A 15,624-nucleotide genomic window follows, 5' to 3' on the forward strand; every position below is an offset into this window, starting at 1 on the left:
GCCACTATGGCCTCGCCGCAGACGCAGATACCCGCCCGATACACTTCAAGGGTGAGGTGCATCGAGTGAAGCTGTCGGTTATTGGTTGTGGTTATTTGGGCGCGGTGCACGCTGCGGCGATGGCCGAGTTGGGGCACGACGTCGTCGGCGTCGATGTCGACGCGCACAAGATCGCACAGCTCTCCGCGGGACAAGCTCCGTTCTTCGAGCCTGGCCTGCCAGAGGTTCTTGCCTCAGCATTGAGCACTGGCCGCTTGCGTTTCAGCACCGACATCGCGGCTGTTGCCGATGCCCAGGTGCACTTCGTCGCCGTCGGAACTCCGCAGAAGGCCGGCAGCTACGCCGCCGACCTCACCTATGTCGACGCCGCAGTGACAGCGTTGATCCCTCACCTCGCTGTGGGGTCACTGGTTGTGGGGAAGAGCACTGTACCGGTCGGAACCGCCGCCCGCCTTGCCGAGTTGGTTGAGGCATCCGGTCGTGGCGCGTCACTGGCCTGGAACCCGGAGTTCTTGCGCGAAGGATTCGCCGTGCAGGACACGCTCACCCCTGATCGCCTGGTCTATGGCGTTCCATCCGGCGAGACCGGCGACCACGCGACTGCCCTCCTGAATGAGGTCTACGCGTCGGCCATCGCGGCCGAGACGCCGTTGGTCATCACCGACTACGCCACCGCGGAGCTCGTCAAGGTGTCGGCGAACGCCTTCCTCGCCACCAAGATCAGCTTCATCAACGCCATGGCGGAAATCGCCGAGGCGACCGGAGCCGACGTCACTCAGCTCGCGGATGCCATCGGCTACGACGACCGGATCGGCCGCAAGTTCCTGGGCGCCGGCGTCGGGTTTGGCGGCGGATGCCTCCCCAAGGACATTCGGGCATTCACGGCGCGCGCTGAGGAACTGGGCAGGGGGGACTCCGTCGCGTTCCTCAGGGAAGTCGACAACATCAATCTGCGCAGGCGACAGCGCGTCGTCGAACTCACGGTGTCTGCCCTTGGCGACCACCTGCACACGTCCAAGGTGGCGGTACTCGGCCTCAGCTTCAAGCCGCACTCCGATGACGTGCGTGACTCGCCGGCGCTCGATGTTGCCGTGCAGCTGCACGGCCTCGGCGTTGACGTAGTGGCGACCGACCCTGAAGCCATTGAGAATGCCCGCGCCAGGCATCCGCAACTCGGCTACACGGCGTCACTCGACGACGCGCTGCGCGACGCAGACGTTGTCGTACTGGTGACGGAATGGCCCGAGTATCGGGCGCTTGACCCGGTGTGGGTCGCGTCACTCGTGCGCACCCCTGTCGTGGTCGATGGCCGCAACTCATATGACCCAGCGGCCTGGCGCGCCGCCGGCTGGTCGTACTACGGCCTCGGGCGCCCGTAGCGGGTACTCAAGACTGCGCCACGCGGGTTACGTGCCTGCTGAGGAATGCGGTGGCGCTTCATCGGGTTGGATAAAAGGTGCGCGGAAGTCTCGCACGCGGAGTCGATGGCGGCCGTGACCTCCGCTGTCGCCATCCAGCGGCCTGCACGCCACTTCTGAAATGCGAAAGGCCTCACTCTCGTGAACCTGTATTCTCCCGTCGCCTTCGGCGACATTGAACTGTCCAACCGCCTGGTCATGGCGCCGCTGACTCGCCTGCGGGCCAGCGCCGACGGCGTACCGACCGACCTGATGGTTGAGCACTACGCACAGCGCGCCTCACTGGGGCTCATCGTGACGGAGGGTGTGTACCCGAGTCCTGAATCGAGGGCGTATTCGGGCCAGCCTGGTATCCACACCGAGGAGCAGATCGCTGGGTGGGCGCGCGTCGCGGATGCCGTTCACGCGGCCGGCGGAAAGATCGTGATGCAGGTGATGCACTCAGGTCGGGTCTCACACACATCCATCACGGGCACCAGCCGAATCGTCGCACCGAGTGCGATCGCCATTGTGGGCGAGCTCCACACCCCGAATGGCAAGGAGGCATACCCCGTTCCCCACGCGCTGAGCACAGAGGAACTGCCAGCGGTGCAGGCCGAGATCGTCGAGGCGGCAGTGAACGCTATGCGGGCCGGGCTCGATGGTGTGCAGCTTCACTTCGCCAATGGCTACCTTCTGCACGAGTTCCTTTCCCCTGCGGCGAACATTCGCGACGACAACTATGGGGGCAGCCCCGAGAATCGTGCCCGGTTCGGCATTGAGGTGGCGACTGCCGTCGTAGCGGCGCTGGGTTCTGGTGTTGTGGGGGTGCGCATCTCTCCTGAGCACAACATCCAGGACATTGCTGAAACGGATGCCGCCGACGTGGCCGCCACGTATGGCGCGCTTGTCGATGGTCTTGCCCCGCTGAACCTCGCGTTCCTCGACGTCCTGCACGCAGAACCGGCTGGCAGCCTCGTGCAGGATCTGCGTCGTCGCTTTGCCGGACCGATTGTCGTCAACACCGGTTTCGCCTCACCGACGACGCGCCTGGAGGCCGAGGCCGTGCTCGAGGCCGGGCATGCTGACGCCGTGGCCGTTGGGCGCGCTGCTATCGCCAACCCCGACCTGTTGGAGCGCTGGATGGGTGAGCACCCCGAGAACGAGCCAGACTACTCAACCTTCTACGGCCCCAGTGCGGTCGGATACACCGACTACCCGCGTCTGGTCCTCGCCTAGCCCTGGCTCTGGCCCTGATCTAACCGCTCGTCGCTCGAGTGGCAGCCGATCGTCTGGCTGACACTCGAGCGACGCCGTAGACCAGCAGCAGGCCGATGGTGACTCCGAGCGCGGTCCCTGTGGTGTTCGCGAGGACATCTCGAACAGAGGCCGACCTGTCTGGGAGGAAGAGCAGCTGCGTGAGTTCTATGGCCGCGCTCAGCACGCCGCCACACGCGATGGCCAGCCACCACCGTCGTGCGCCGAGAAGCACAACAATGCACACGCCGAGTGGGACGAACAGCAGCACGTTTGCTGCGAACTCGATCGCGCCGTACCGCAGCCACTCAGGGGCACCGTGGCTGCGCCACAGCACGAGCCTGTCCGCGAGCAGGTCGTGCACAGAGCCGTCGACGGATGTCGCCCAGAAGGCGATCAGCGCCAGCAGCACCACGTAGACGGCGGTGCTCCACAGCGTGACCCGGCGGAGGATCCGCAGCTCGGTGGGTTGTGTGGCAGTGAACAATGTGTCGGGTCGTTCGTCGGTCACAGTGCCATCCGATGGTTTCGCGTGCGTGCTGCGAGTCTCGCAGTGCGACAAGACTAGGTCAGCGGACAGCGCGGCAAAAGATGGTGACGGAGATTGGCGACCGTGATCGGCGACCAGAATTGTTAACCGAAAAAGGTTCCCACTCCGAAGAGTGGGAACCTTTTATCTGGTCGGGGTAACAGGATTTGAACCTGCGACCTCGTCGTCCCGAACGACGCGCGCTACCAAGCTGCGCCATACCCCGATGGCTGTTGGGCCTCAATAAGTATAGACGCTTCCGAGGGGTGCTCGTGACCCTTTCGGCGCCCGTACTGATTTCCCCAGAGTATTCCCGCCTATTGGTGCACGCCTACGCGGCAATGAGGGTGAGCAACGTTGCTTCTGGTGGGCAGGCGAACCGCACGGGAGCATAGATGGATGTGCCAAGTCCTGCAGAGACGTTGAGGAACGCAGACCGGAGTCCCGCGTGCCACAGGCTCAAGCCACTGACCTGGTCGCGTGGGATGTCGCAGTTGGTGACCAGGGCGCCGAAGGCGGGAACGCACACCTGTCCACCGTGCGTGTGGCCGGCGAGGATGAGTTCTGCCCCGTGGTTGACGAAGGAGTTCAGCACCCGCTGGTACGGCGCGTGGGCCACTCCAAGAGTCAGGGTTGAGCGAGGTTCGGCTGACTGTTCGGGGTCTGGCCAGGTCTCGTCGGAGAGCGGATCGTTTGCTCGCAGGTCATCGATGGCTGCGGTGATGAGTTCCAGCCTGTCGCGGCCGATATGCGGGTCGTCGACGCCGAACATCTCCAGGTGGGTGCCGTTGACATCGAGCGCCGCTGCCGCGTTGTTGAGGTCGAGCCAGCCGAGGTCTGCAAAGACCTGGAGCAGGGCGTCGGTATCCAACCGGGGTGCCGACGGGGTGGGGCGATGTGATGGACCGGTGAAGTACCTGAAGGGGTTCTTCGTCGTCGGGCCGTAGTAGTCGTTCGAGCCGTTCACGAAGACGCCAGGGATGCCGCTGAACCGTTCAAAGGCGTACGCGATCCCTGAGACCCCGTCCTCGTGTCCCAGATTGTCTCCGGTGTCGACGATGAGGTCTGGTTCCAGATCGGCGAGTGAGCGCACCCACTCCTGCTTGGCCGTCTGCCACGGTGCCATGTGCAGGTCAGACAGGTGCAGGATGCGGATGGGGGCAGCCCCCTGCGGCAGCACAGGAACCGTCACCTCTCGCAGCGTGAATCGATTTCGTTCCACGAGTGATCCCCACGCCAGGGCGGCGAGTCCTACGGCACCGAGAGCGGTGGCAACGGTGCCTAGGCCCCTGCTGCCACCCCGTACGGACGTCATCCGTTGCCGTTCCCGTTGTTGCCATTTCCGGGGGCGCCGTTGCCGCCGCCGCCTTCTGCGAACTTACCGAAGACGAGGGCGATCTTGCTGCCGGACTTGACCGCGCTTCCCGCGCCGGGCTCCATGAAGATGACCTTGCCGTCCTGCGACCTGTCGGTCACATTCTGCTCGCTCTTGTCGATCGAGTATCCGCCGAGCGCTGACTTGGCTCCGTTCTCGTCCATCCCAACAACGTTGGGCAGCAACTTAAGTGAACCGTTGCTGGAGTGGACGGTGATAGTCGATCCCCTGCTCGCGTTCGTTCCGCCGGCTGGGTCAGTCCCTGCGACAGTTCCGACCGGCATCTCTGAGTCGGTGACGCCGCCGTCGACGAAGCTGAATCCGGCAGACTCAAGCGTGGACTGGGCTTCAGACATCGACTTGCCGCGGAGATCGGGAACGGGAACCTGAACGGCCTGGATCACGCTGGACGATGCCTCAGCGAAATCGTCTCCGCCGTATTTCGCGTTCGCGACCGACATCACGTCTGGCCACATGCGGTGACGTGCCGTTGCGGCCGAACCGCTGTCGAATGACACATTGCGCTGGTTGATGTCGCCGGTGACGCTGACGACGCCGACGACGGTGGCGACCTTGGAGCTGGCTCCGGTCATCCACGTGTCCTTGTTGCCATCCGTGGTACCGGTCTTGCCGATCATGGGAACGCGGGGAGAAGTTCTGCTGTACGACGAGGTCGCCGTACCGGACGTCATGACCTTTTGCATGGCATAGGTCATGCCGGCCGCGACCGACGGGTCGACGGACTGCACACACGTGGACTTCGGGATCGCGATTTCGGTGTCATCAGGGCCGATGATCTTGTCGATCGCGACGGGTGAGCAGGTGTTGCCGTTGTTCGCGATGCCGGCGAATGCGGCCGCCATCGTCAGCGGTGCGATCTCGTTGGTGCCGAGCACGGAGCTGACTCCCTGTTGGAGGTCGTCTCCGTCTGCCCGGTGCACGCCGAACGCTTCAGCTGTCTTGCGGATGCCGCACAGGTCAAGCTTCTTGGCCATGCCGATGAAGCCGGTGTTGATGGAGCCCACCGTCGACTCGAGGGCGCTGTAGTTGGATCCGCTCTCGTTGGAGTCGTTCTTCGGGTTGTAGCCGGGGAATGACTGGTTGCCGAGGCAGCTGTCCTTGAAGGTTCCCCAGTCTGACTTGCGCTTGGAGTCGACTCGCTCGTTCAACGAGTGGCCTTCCTTCAGCCAGTCAGCGAGCGTGAATACCTTGTAGGTTGATCCGGGCTGGAATCCGCTCGATCCACCCTGGTCAATGTCGGTGTTGTAGTTGATGCTGGTGTACTGCGGGCCGCTCTCGAGCACGGCCGGGTCCTGGCTGTACTCCTTGTTCTGGGCCATGGCCAGTACGCGCCCGGTGCCGACCTCGACGCTGGAGATCACGCTTCCGACATCCCAGTCCTCGTAGGTCTGCGGCACGTTCTCGCGCATGGTGTTCTCGGCCGCGACCTGGAGCTCGAGGTCGAGTGACGTGTACACGTCGTATCCGCCGCGCTTGAAGTTGGCGAACCTGGTGTCTTCGTCTTCACCGAATGTGGGGTCGGTCTTCAGAATCGAGGTGACGTAGTCACAGAAGTAGGCGCTGCCGCCGGCGGTCTGGCATCCGGTGCTCGGCTCTGTGATGACAGGCTCGATCGGCGTTGCAATGGCAGCGTCGTAGTCGGCCTTGGCGATGGTGCCGTACTTCAGCATCTCGCCGAGAATATAGTCGCGACGGTCCTTGTTGGCTGCATAGCCGTTGGCCGCGCCGTTCGTCTCGCTCTCCGGGTTGTCGAGCTGGAACTTGACCGGGTTGTTCACGATTGCGACGAGGCTGGCGGCCTGGGGCAGCGTCAGGTTCGCGGCAGTCGTGTTGTAGTAGTAGTTCGCGGCCGATTCGATGCCATAGACACTGCCGCCGAAGCCGGCAATGTTCAGGTAGCCGCGCAGGATGTCGTCTTTGGAGTACTTCTTCTCAACGCCGATAGCCCAGCGCATTTCCTTGAGCTTGCGGTCGGCGCTCGTTCTGGTGGCGTCGTCGTAGCAATCGTCGCGTGCGACCTCGTCGGTCAGCAACTCGCACTTCTGCACCAGGACGTTCTTCACGTACTGCTGGGTGATCGACGATCCACCACGCGCGGAGCCGCTGGTGAGAGTGCTCACAGCTCCCTTGACGGTTCCTTCGAGGTCGACACCGCCGTGCTCGAAGAAGCGCGGGTCCTCACCGGACACCGCTGCGTCCTTCACGAACTGGCTGATCTGGTCAGAGGCGACCTCAACCCGGTTCTGGTCGTAGAAGGAGGCCAGCAGTACTGGCGCACCCTCGGAGTTCATCGCGTAGATGTTGCTCTTCTGGGAGAGCTGGTCAACAGCGAGGTACTCAGGCAGGTTCTCGAAGATACCGATGGTGTTGCTCGCGGCCATACCGCTCACGGCCAACGCAGGGGTTACGGCGGCTGTTACGAGGACACCGGCAACGGCGCTCATCCCGATCAAGCCAAGGAAACCTCCGAGGGTTCCTCTCGCCGTTCGTTTTTTGGCAGACATACAATTGAGCGTAAGGGACAAAGCTGAAAAACCACCTGAATCGGAGCCACATGCCTGCCTGGGAATACCTCACGACCCCGCTGATGATCCATAATACCGCGGCTATCCTGAACAACTGGGGGGCTGACGGCTGGGAGCTCGTGCAGGTTGTCACGGGCCCGGAGGGTGGCCTTGTCGCCTACCTCAAGCGCCCGATCAACCCGACCGAAGGAGCCTAGTCATGTCGCTCATCGAAGCACGCCTCGCCGAACTCGGTATCGAGTTGCCCACGGTCGTCCCACCCGTTGCGGTGTACGTGCCCGCAGTGGTATCCGGCTCTCTCGTCTACACCTCTGGCCAGCTCCCGATGGTGGCCGGGGCCTTGCCTGCAACAGGCAAGGTCGGCGACGGGCACGGCCTGGTGCCGGCTGAGGATGCGAAGGACTATGCCCGCATCTCTGCGCTGAACGCACTCGCGGCCATCAAGTCCGTCATTGGATCGCTCGACCGCATCACGCAGGTCGTCAAGGTCGTTGGATTCGTCGCGAGCGATCCCTCGTTCACCGGCCAGCCCGGCGTGATCAACGGTGCGTCCGAAGTCCTCGGCGAGATCTTCGGCGACATCGGCATCCACGCGCGTTCCGCTGTGGGCGTCGCCGTGCTTCCCCTTGACTCGCCGGTCGAGGTCGAACTGATCGTGTCATTCGCGTAGTCATCCGTTTGCCGAGAATGGGCTGGACTGCCGTTCTCCCCGCAACACCCTGACGCACGTGTCGTGGTCATGATTTCCTGACCCGGCACGTGCGTTGTGCGCTGGCCGCTCGAACTCTCGGTTGCGCTCCCGGAAATCTCGTAGAAATACGGCCGGACTATCGTGACCACTCATGATGATCCGACGAGCATTGGCTTCCGCGTGGCCAACCAGCGCCTCGCTCGCGGCCCTGTCGTCTCACACCAACGGAAGGCTTCAGCGGCTGCGAACGACGTTGCCGACAATCATCCAACTCGCGGTCACCGCCACGATCGCATTCGCGGTCGCACACTACGCGCTCGGCCACACGTCACCGGCGCTTGCGTGCACCGTGGCCTTGTCAAGTCTCAGCCTCAACCGGGATGCGCGCCCGCGCACGGTCGCAGAGACGGCCTGTGCCATGGTGATGGGCATCACTCTGAGCGCCACGGTGGTCTCGCTGTTTGGCCGGGGACCGGTTCAGATCGCGGTGACGCTGCTGCTCGTGCTGTCACTCGCAACCCTGGTGTCACGGAACCCGGCGTTCGCACTCAGCGCCGCCACCCAGTCCATGCTTGTCGCCGTGCTTCCTGATCCCACCGGTGGCCCATATCTGCGTGCACTCGACGGCGTTGTCGGCGGTTGTGTCGCGCTGCTCATGACAGCGCTGATTCCGGCCGCTCCGATTCGACGGGCGTTGAGCGCAGGCAACTCGGTCATCAGGGATCTCGCAGACTCAGCCCATCTGATAGCCCTGTCGCTTGAGACGGGCGACGCAGAGCCCTCTCGTCGCGCTGCGAGCCAGTTGGTGCCCCTTCAGCCGCGCCTCGACGCATGGCGGGTGACCCTGGAGTCCGCTCGTGCAGTCGCCACGTTCTCTCCGCTGTCTCGAAGCAGCCGGGATGCATGGTTGGCGCGGATGGCCATGCACGATGGGTTGGAGAGTGCCTCGCGCAGCCTGCGCATGGTTGCTCGCCGCACCCAGGTGATCACGGCGTCTGGTCGGTCCCAGCCGCGGGTGGCCGCGGTTGCCAGGGAAATTGCCATCGGTATTGACCTGCTCGTGCTCGGGCATCGAGACGTTGATTCCGCCAAGGCCGCAGAGCGGTTCGAGACGGCGATTGCGGTTCTTGAAGAAGCATCGACCCACGCATCAGCCGACCAGGGACTGCTGGCGATGTTCCGCCAGATCATCGTCGATGGACTCAGGGCGACGGGCATGAGCGGCGACGTGGCGCGCTCGTCGCTTCCTGCCCTCGAACTGCCGGCGACCGGTGGCGTGCGCCTGCCCCGCAGGCCGGGTGACCTGACGCCATGACGTGCCAGGGCTGAGAACCCCACTGCGCAAGAATCCGGCCCTTCTTGATTGAAGGGCCGGATTTCGTACCTTATGGACGCATTGCGGTCACATCACGGCGTCGCAGCAGCGGCGCGCCGATGACGGCAGCACACCCGAGCACCAGCAGACCAACACCCAGCCCCATCGCGGGAGTCAGCTGCCCACCGGTCGCGGCGAGTTCACCGTGCTGCACGGTAACGCTCGAAACGACGGTGACACCGGCCTCGGCGAATGTCAGGATGAGGTGGTGCTCACCGTTCGGCACGTTTGTCAGGTCGAGGTTGCCGGTCACGGTGCCGCTGTCCCACTGCACCGTGCCAAGCGCCACCGGGGCGGAGCGCATGTTTCCGATAGCGCTTGAGCGTGAGTCCTGCATCTTTTTGACGAAGTTCGTCATGAGGTCGAACGCGTCGTTGTACTTGTTGGTCAGGGATTGCAGGCGGAGCATGTCCATCTGCTGGCTGTTGGACGCCGAGTCAATCTGACCACGCAGGTTCGTGGCAAGCGCAGACGCGGACGCAGATCCGGTGCCAGCGGAAGCGGACAGGAACACATGCTCGACGCCGGCTGCCTTCACTGCGTTGCTGGCCGCCGTGAAAGCAGCCTCGGTCGGCGACGCGAGGTACGCGGTGACGGCGGACAGCGCGGTGTTCAGCGTCGCGATGCGCGCGTTGCGCGCCTGCACCTCAGTGAGCTGCGCGGCGAGTTGGGTGTTCAGCAGCGAGGCTCGCTCTTTCTGGACCGACATGAGGAGTGATTGGAGGTCCGTCGCCACGAACGAAATCTGATTGACGGTGAGCCCTGGCGCGCTAGCCGTGATGGGCGACACGAGCCCCATCAGCTGCTGCACCTGCTGTGGTGTGGGCTGCTGCGCGAAACCGAGCAGCTGATTCAACCTGTTGTTCACCGCGGTGCTCTGGTAGCCACCGGCGGACGTCGCGGCCAGAAGCGCATTCAGCTGCGCCTCACTGCTTCCGTCGAGTGCAGCACCCAGACTGCCGGCGTCACCGAACGTGACGGATGCCGTCGGCACCACAGGCAGCGGTGGGCCAGCGGTCGGCGTGGCGGTCGGGGTCGGTGTGGCCGGCACGGTTGGTGTGGATGTTGGCGTGGGTGTGGGTGTGGGCGTGGGCGTGGGTGTGGGCGTGGGTGTGGGAGTCGGCGTCGGCGTCGGCGTCGGTGATGGTGTGGTGCCGTGCGACACGACGTCGAACTGACGCTGGATCGCGAGCGCGGCCGGGCTCGTTCCGTCTGCCGGCAGCGCGAACGGCGGGTTGGCCGTGGATTGCTCCGCGGCGATGTCGTACCCCGTCGGCGGAGCGAAGGACACGCGGTAGTCCGCAGATCCGCTCGTGGGCAGCGCACCGGAGACGAACGTGCCATCGGCGGCAAGCGAGATCTGCTGCACGGCCGTTGCTCCGCTGGTGATGACGGCGCCGGCGCCGCTGAGATCGGTCAGTGGTGCCCCATCGGCGGTCGCGGTGATCGAACCGGACACCGTGCCGTACGTTCCCCACAGGGTGATGTTGACGGGAGTCCCGCTGCCGAGTCTGAACTCCGTTCGCGTCGTCGTGGGATTGAGGTCGCCGGGGGCTCCCGGCCATTCGGCATCCGCCACATAGCTGGTCTCGACGCCATCGACTGCAAGCTCAAGGATGCCATCGGCGTCGGTAGTGCCCGTCGCGACGACCGTGTCGTCGCCCTCCGCCTGACGCACAGCGATGTGCACGCCCGCGAGCGCCGCGGCATCCGTCCCGTTGTTGATGCTCACCGTGACAGAAACGGGGTGCACGGCCGTCTCGACCGCGTTTGCGGCCAGCGGCACAGTCACCATGGCCAGCCCCATCACGGCGGTGATCGCGCCGGCGATTCGTGCCCGCCTCGCAGTCACTCGGGCGTGCGTCGGCAATGTTGTGCGATCCCGGAGCGGACGATGCATGTGGAACCTTTCAGTAGTGGAGACGCCGCCAAGCATGGACTGAGTCCAAACTTGGATGCAATCCAAAACTATACTCAGTATTGTGGGTGGAACGGTCGAGCGAGGGAGAAAGCATGGCTGAGGGACTCAGAGAGCTCAAGATGCGCGCTGCTCGACGAGCGATGGAGCACGCTGCGGTCGATCTCGCCTATGACGAAGGCGTGCGGGCGGTCACGGTTGATCGGGTGTGTGCGGTGGCAATGGTGTCCCGCAGTACCTTCTTCAACTATTTCTCCTCTCTCGACCAGGCCATCTTCGGATCCGCGCTGGTCTTTGATCCGAGCCTCACCGCTGACATCCTCATGCGGCATCCCCGTGACCTGGTGGTCGCGGCGAGCCTGATCGTGATGGAGTCCGTCCGCGGTCAAGCCGATGACACATTGACCCAGCGGCGGTTCGCGCTCTTCGCGCGAGAGCCGGGAACCGCTAGTTCTGTCTCGTGGTCGAGCGACGAGAGCCGTGAGCGCTTGGTCGCCGTGATCACTGCGTGGCTCGACGAGCATCCGGAATTCGCCCGATTGGGCGACGCTGACCACGCCACCGAAGCCCGTCTGACGGTTGGGCTCTCGATCGCGCTCGGAGACGAGGTGCTTCGGCATGTCCGCGAGGTCGACGGGGAGTTCCCCATCGACCTCGAGACGTTCCATACTGCACGGCGCCAGATGGCGGCGATCAGTACGCCGGCTGAGTGACTGCCTGGCACGTGGTGCCCGTCACTCGGTGACTGGCGCCTGCTGCGTGCTACCTCTTCATTTTGTCGGCGATGATCTGCATCACCGACGTGTCTGCGAGAGTCGTCGTGTCGCCGATCTCACGGCCTTCGGCAACATCGCGCAGCAGGCGGCGCATGATCTTTCCTGATCGCGTCTTCGGCAGTTCGTTCACAACAAAGATCTGCCGCGGCCTGGCAATGGCCCCGATCTGCTGTGCAACGTGAGCCCGCAAAACCTCTGCGACGTCTTCGTGTGATGCGGCATCCGTTTGACTGGCCTTGATGATGACGAACGCCACGACAGCCTGGCCTGTTGTCTCGTCGGCCGCTCCGACAACCGCTGCCTCTGCAGTGAGCGGATGCGCGACCAGCGACGACTCAATTTCTGCCGTCGAGAGGCGGTGGCCAGAGACGTTCATCACGTCGTCGACACGACCGAGCAGCCAGATGTCGCCGTCGTCGTCGAGGCGCGCTCCGTCGCCCGCGAAGTAGGCGGGCGCGATCGGGGTGCCGTTGAATTTGTCCCAGTACGTCTCCTTGAAGCGTTCAGGGTCGCCCCAGATGCCGCGCAGCATGGCCGGCCACGGTTCCTTGACCACGAGGAGCCCGCCATTGCCGTTTCCGACGTGCGTGCCCCCATCGTCGACGACGTCGATGCTGATGCCGGGAATCGGCACCTGTGCGGCGCCTGGCTTGGTCGAGGTGACCCCGGCAAGCGCGGAGATCATGATGCCGCCGGTCTCGGTCTGCCACCAGGTGTCGACCACGGGCGTGATGTTGTTTCCGATGACCTCTCGGTACCACATCCATGCCTCAGGGTTGATGGGTTCACCCACCGAACCGAGCACGCGCAGGCTGGTCAGGTCGAATTCCTGCGGGATCTGCCTGCCCAGCTTCATGAAGGTGCGGATGGCGGTCGGCGCGGTGTACAGGATGCTCACCTTGTACTTCTCGATGATCTCCCACCAGCGACCGGGGTGCGGGCTGTCGGGGGTTCCTTCGTACAGCACCTGCGTCGCGCCATTGGCGAGCGGGCCGTATGCCACGTAGGTGTGGCCGGTGATCCAGCCGACGTCGGCGGTGCACCAGTAGACATCCGTCTCAGGGTGCAGGTCGAACACGTTCCTGTGGGTGAAGGCCGCCTGGGTGAGGTATCCGCCGCTGGTGTGCAGGATGCCCTTCGGCTTGCCCGTCGTCCCTGACGTGTACAGGATGAACAGCGGATTCTCGGCGGGGAATGCCTCCGCCGTGTGGTCGAGGTCGGCAGCGCCCAGCGCATCGTGCCACCAGATGTCGCGGTCGTTCCATTCGACGTCCTGGCCAGTGCGCTTGACGACGAGAACGTTGCGCACCGTCGAGTCGCCGCTCTGCAGCGCTGCGTCAACAGCGGGCTTCAGGGCGGAGGCGCGGCCCTTGCGGTAGCCGCCGTCAGCGGTGATCACGAGCACAGCGCTGGCGTCGTCGATGCGGGAGCGCAGGCTCTCTGCGCTGAAGCCGCCGAAGATCACAGAGTGCACCGCACCGAGGCGTGCCACGGCGAGCATGGCAATGACGGCCTCAGGAATCATCGGAAGGTAGATGGCGACCCTGTCGCCTGCCTTGATGCCGAGGCTGGCGAGCACGTTCGCGGCCCGCTTCACCTCTGCGGTGAGCTCGGCGTACGTGAGTGAGCGCGAGTCGCCTGGTTCACCCTCGAAATGCAGGGCGACGCGGTCGCCATTACCAGCCAGCACATGGCGGTCGAGGCAGTTGTACGCCACATTGAGGCGGCCGTCCTCGAACCACTTCGCGAAGGGGGGATTCGACCAGTCAAGGGTGCGGGTGAATGGCCTGTGCCAATGAATCAGGTCACGTGCCTGCTCCGCCCAAAAGCCCAGCCGATCATCGGCCGCCGCTGCATACAGCGCGGGCGTGGCGACGGCGTGTTCCTGAAAGTCAGGGGTGGGTGGGAACTGACGAGTTTCGTCGAGCAGGTGATCAATCTGGACGCTCATTGTTCTGTGTCGCTCCTTTGCGCTACGTTCCGGTGGGCGTGCTGCCTGCCCGTGAAGAACCTTACTCTTTCGCGGGTTGCCGCAGATCGGCAGCGAAATAGGACGAAACCTCCGCCTAGCATGCCGGAGCGACCCGGCAGCACGCGCCGAGTGTCATTGGGGCGTCGAGGAGAGCTGACACGCTCTGCGGTCGAGCAATTCGCCGCGGAACAATCCGGGGAATGCCCCTGTAAACACAGCGAAACCTTGGGATTTCCAATGTTTTTGCCGTGCAGCAGCCTTGCCCCCAGTTTTGAGGGCATTGGGACTTGCGAATATCGGCTGAGCGCGTACTATTAGACCTGTGTGGATGAAAGTCCTCACCTGCAGTGCGTGATGTTCCCCCCAACTAGCGCATTGCCGAGGCGGCACCTGTTCCCCCCAATAGGTGCCGCCCCCCTTTTTTTAAGCCCCGGCTTGTGAGCCCGGCGGTGAGGCCCGGCGCCCACGTCCGGCACGTCCTGCACCGGTGGACGATCTGCTGATCCGTCCACAGCCTCGCGTCCGCCACAGTCGCGCGCCCTGCTGGGTACGTATCGTGCTGGCATGTTCGCTCCCTTCGACGATGTTCCGTTCGGCAATGCGGTGGCCGCGAGTGCGCCGTTCACCAGCCAGGACCGTTTTGTGGCTGTGTCGCCGCGTGATCGCGCAGCGAGCCCCGGCCCCGTAGCCGTTGGAGCCGCGAGACCTGGCGCTACGCTCGCTGGCCCTCTGAGCTCTGGCGCTACGGGCTCTGGCGCTACACGCGATGATCCCGAGCTGCCGCCGCGGGCGACAGCGACCAGCGACGACGCAGCACTCGACATCTCGGCGCTCGGTCCCCTGGCAGATTTTGCGAGCGCCCCCGGCGTCACTGACCTGTGCGTGAACGGGGAGTCAGGCCTTTGGACTGACGACGGGCGAGGTCTGGCCTGGCAACCGCTCTGGCGACTCGATGAACCGAGCGTTCGCGCTCTGGCCGTCAAGCTCATCGCGCTCGGCGGGCGACATATCGATGAAGCAAGTCCCTGTGTTGATGTGCGATTGGGAGACGGCATCCGCGTTCATGCGGTCTTGCCACCCATTTCAAGCACGGGAACGCTGCTGTCGATACGCCTGCCCAGCCGCACCCGGCTGAGCTTGGCGGCGCTGGCCGATGCCGGCCTGTGCGGAACCGAAGCCCGAATTGGTGCAACCGATGACGACGCCGTGCTGCCGCGTCTCCGCGCGATCGTGGCAGCCCGCGAAAACTTCCTGATCACCGGCGCGGCAGGGAGCGGCAAGACCACTCTCCTGGCCGCGATGCTGGGTGAGGTTCCGGCGGGGGAGCGCATCGTGGTCATCGAAGACGTCGCTGAGCTGCGGATCGAGCATCCGCACGTCGTCGGTCTTGAAGGGCGACAGGCAAACCTGGAGGGTGCTGGCCAGGTGGGGCTTGAGCGACTGGTGCGTGAGGCGCTGCGAATGCGGCCTGATCGGCTGGTGTTGGGGGAGTGCCGCGGCAGCGAGGTGCGGGAACTGTTGGCCGCACTGAACACCGGGCATGACGGCGGGGCTGGAACGCTGCACGCGAACTCGGTGGACGACGTCCCCGCCCGACTCGAGGCCCTGGGCGCGCTCGCGGGAATGAGCCAGGAGGCGATTGCGCGTCAAACAGTCAGTGCGTTGAGCTGGGTCGTGCACCTGGAGCGGGCTGAGGGTGTCCGGCGGGTGCGCACGATTGCCCGATTCGAGCTTGATGGGCGCGGCCGGCTGGCTGTGGCGAGCGGATGACGGCGCGAATGACAGTGC

At 64.4% G+C, this 15,624-nt stretch carries 12 protein-coding genes and 1 tRNA gene; 7 read left to right on the plus strand and 6 right to left on the minus strand.

The features are described from left to right. Positions 1-65: 65 nt before the first annotated feature. Together AC25Z0_RS11615 and AC25Z0_RS11620 are read left to right on the plus strand one after the other, a co-directional pair. Positions 66-1,379 (plus strand): UDP-glucose dehydrogenase family protein, encoded by a 1,314-nt coding sequence (locus AC25Z0_RS11615; protein ID WP_488119815.1) that lies wholly within the window; start codon positions 66-68, stop codon positions 1,377-1,379. 180 nt (positions 1,380-1,559) lie between these two features. Further along, positions 1,560-2,636 (plus strand): alkene reductase, encoded by a 1,077-nt coding sequence (locus tag AC25Z0_RS11620; protein WP_488119816.1) that lies wholly within the window; start codon positions 1,560-1,562, stop codon positions 2,634-2,636. A gap of 19 nt (positions 2,637-2,655) precedes the next feature. On the opposite strand, the gene AC25Z0_RS11625 is transcribed toward AC25Z0_RS11620, so the two are convergent. The 4 genes from AC25Z0_RS11625 to AC25Z0_RS11640 all read right to left on the minus strand — a co-directional run bounded on the left by AC25Z0_RS11625 (position 2,656) and on the right by AC25Z0_RS11640 (position 7,083). Next, on the minus strand, positions 2,656-3,165 hold the full coding sequence (locus AC25Z0_RS11625; RefSeq protein ID WP_488119817.1) for a VanZ family protein: 510 nt from the start codon (positions 3,163-3,165) through the stop codon (positions 2,656-2,658). Between the two features lie 167 nt (positions 3,166-3,332). After that, positions 3,333-3,409: transfer RNA gene (locus AC25Z0_RS11630), tRNA-Pro, on the minus strand. 105 nt (positions 3,410-3,514) lie between these two features. Further along, positions 3,515-4,498 carry a metallophosphoesterase gene (locus AC25Z0_RS11635; RefSeq protein ID WP_488133307.1) on the minus strand — a complete coding sequence of 328 codons (984 nt, stop codon included), beginning with the start codon at positions 4,496-4,498 and terminating at the stop codon, positions 3,515-3,517. After that, positions 4,495-7,083, minus strand: coding sequence for a transglycosylase domain-containing protein (locus tag AC25Z0_RS11640; RefSeq protein WP_488119819.1), 2,589 nt, complete (start codon positions 7,081-7,083; stop codon positions 4,495-4,497). Before AC25Z0_RS11640 ends, AC25Z0_RS11635 begins: the two co-directional genes overlap by 4 nt. Positions 7,084-7,133: 50 nt before the next feature. On the opposite strand from AC25Z0_RS11640, the gene sp36 reads away from it, so the two are divergent. From sp36 to AC25Z0_RS11655, 3 genes are all read left to right on the plus strand, one after another. Then, positions 7,134-7,301 carry a Sp36 family protein gene (sp36, locus tag AC25Z0_RS11645; protein ID WP_488119820.1) on the plus strand — a complete coding sequence of 56 codons (168 nt, stop codon included), beginning with the start codon at positions 7,134-7,136 and terminating at the stop codon, positions 7,299-7,301. 2 nt (positions 7,302-7,303) lie between these two features. Beyond that, the gene (locus AC25Z0_RS11650) at positions 7,304-7,774 is read left to right on the plus strand and encodes a RidA family protein (protein WP_488119821.1); all 471 of its coding nucleotides are present in this window, start codon (positions 7,304-7,306) and stop codon (positions 7,772-7,774) included. A gap of 172 nt (positions 7,775-7,946) precedes the next feature. Beyond that, positions 7,947-9,110, plus strand: coding sequence for an FUSC family protein (locus AC25Z0_RS11655; protein WP_488119822.1), 1,164 nt, complete (start codon positions 7,947-7,949; stop codon positions 9,108-9,110). Between the two features lie 70 nt (positions 9,111-9,180). Here the strand turns inward: AC25Z0_RS11655 and AC25Z0_RS11660 are convergent, their stop codons facing one another. Then, positions 9,181-11,022, minus strand: a complete 1,842-nt coding sequence (locus AC25Z0_RS11660) for a hypothetical protein (RefSeq protein WP_488133308.1) — start codon at positions 11,020-11,022, stop codon at positions 9,181-9,183. Between the two features lie 161 nt (positions 11,023-11,183). Between AC25Z0_RS11660 and AC25Z0_RS11665 the strand changes: the two genes are divergently transcribed. Then, complete coding sequence (locus AC25Z0_RS11665; protein WP_488133309.1) at positions 11,184-11,801, plus strand: TetR family transcriptional regulator; 618 nt, start codon at positions 11,184-11,186, stop codon at positions 11,799-11,801. A gap of 49 nt (positions 11,802-11,850) precedes the next feature. Here the strand turns inward: AC25Z0_RS11665 and acs are convergent, their stop codons facing one another. Next, complete coding sequence (gene acs, locus AC25Z0_RS11670) at positions 11,851-13,815, minus strand: acetate--CoA ligase (RefSeq protein WP_488119825.1); 1,965 nt, start codon at positions 13,813-13,815, stop codon at positions 11,851-11,853. 585 nt (positions 13,816-14,400) lie between these two features. Between acs and AC25Z0_RS11675 the strand changes: the two genes are divergently transcribed. After that, entirely contained in the window at positions 14,401-15,606 is a 1,206-nt protein-coding gene (locus AC25Z0_RS11675) for a TadA family conjugal transfer-associated ATPase (protein WP_488119826.1), read from the plus strand. Positions 15,607-15,624: the final 18 nt, after the last annotated feature.

The sequence above is a fragment of the Leifsonia sp. Y862 genome (genome assembly GCF_057669585.1).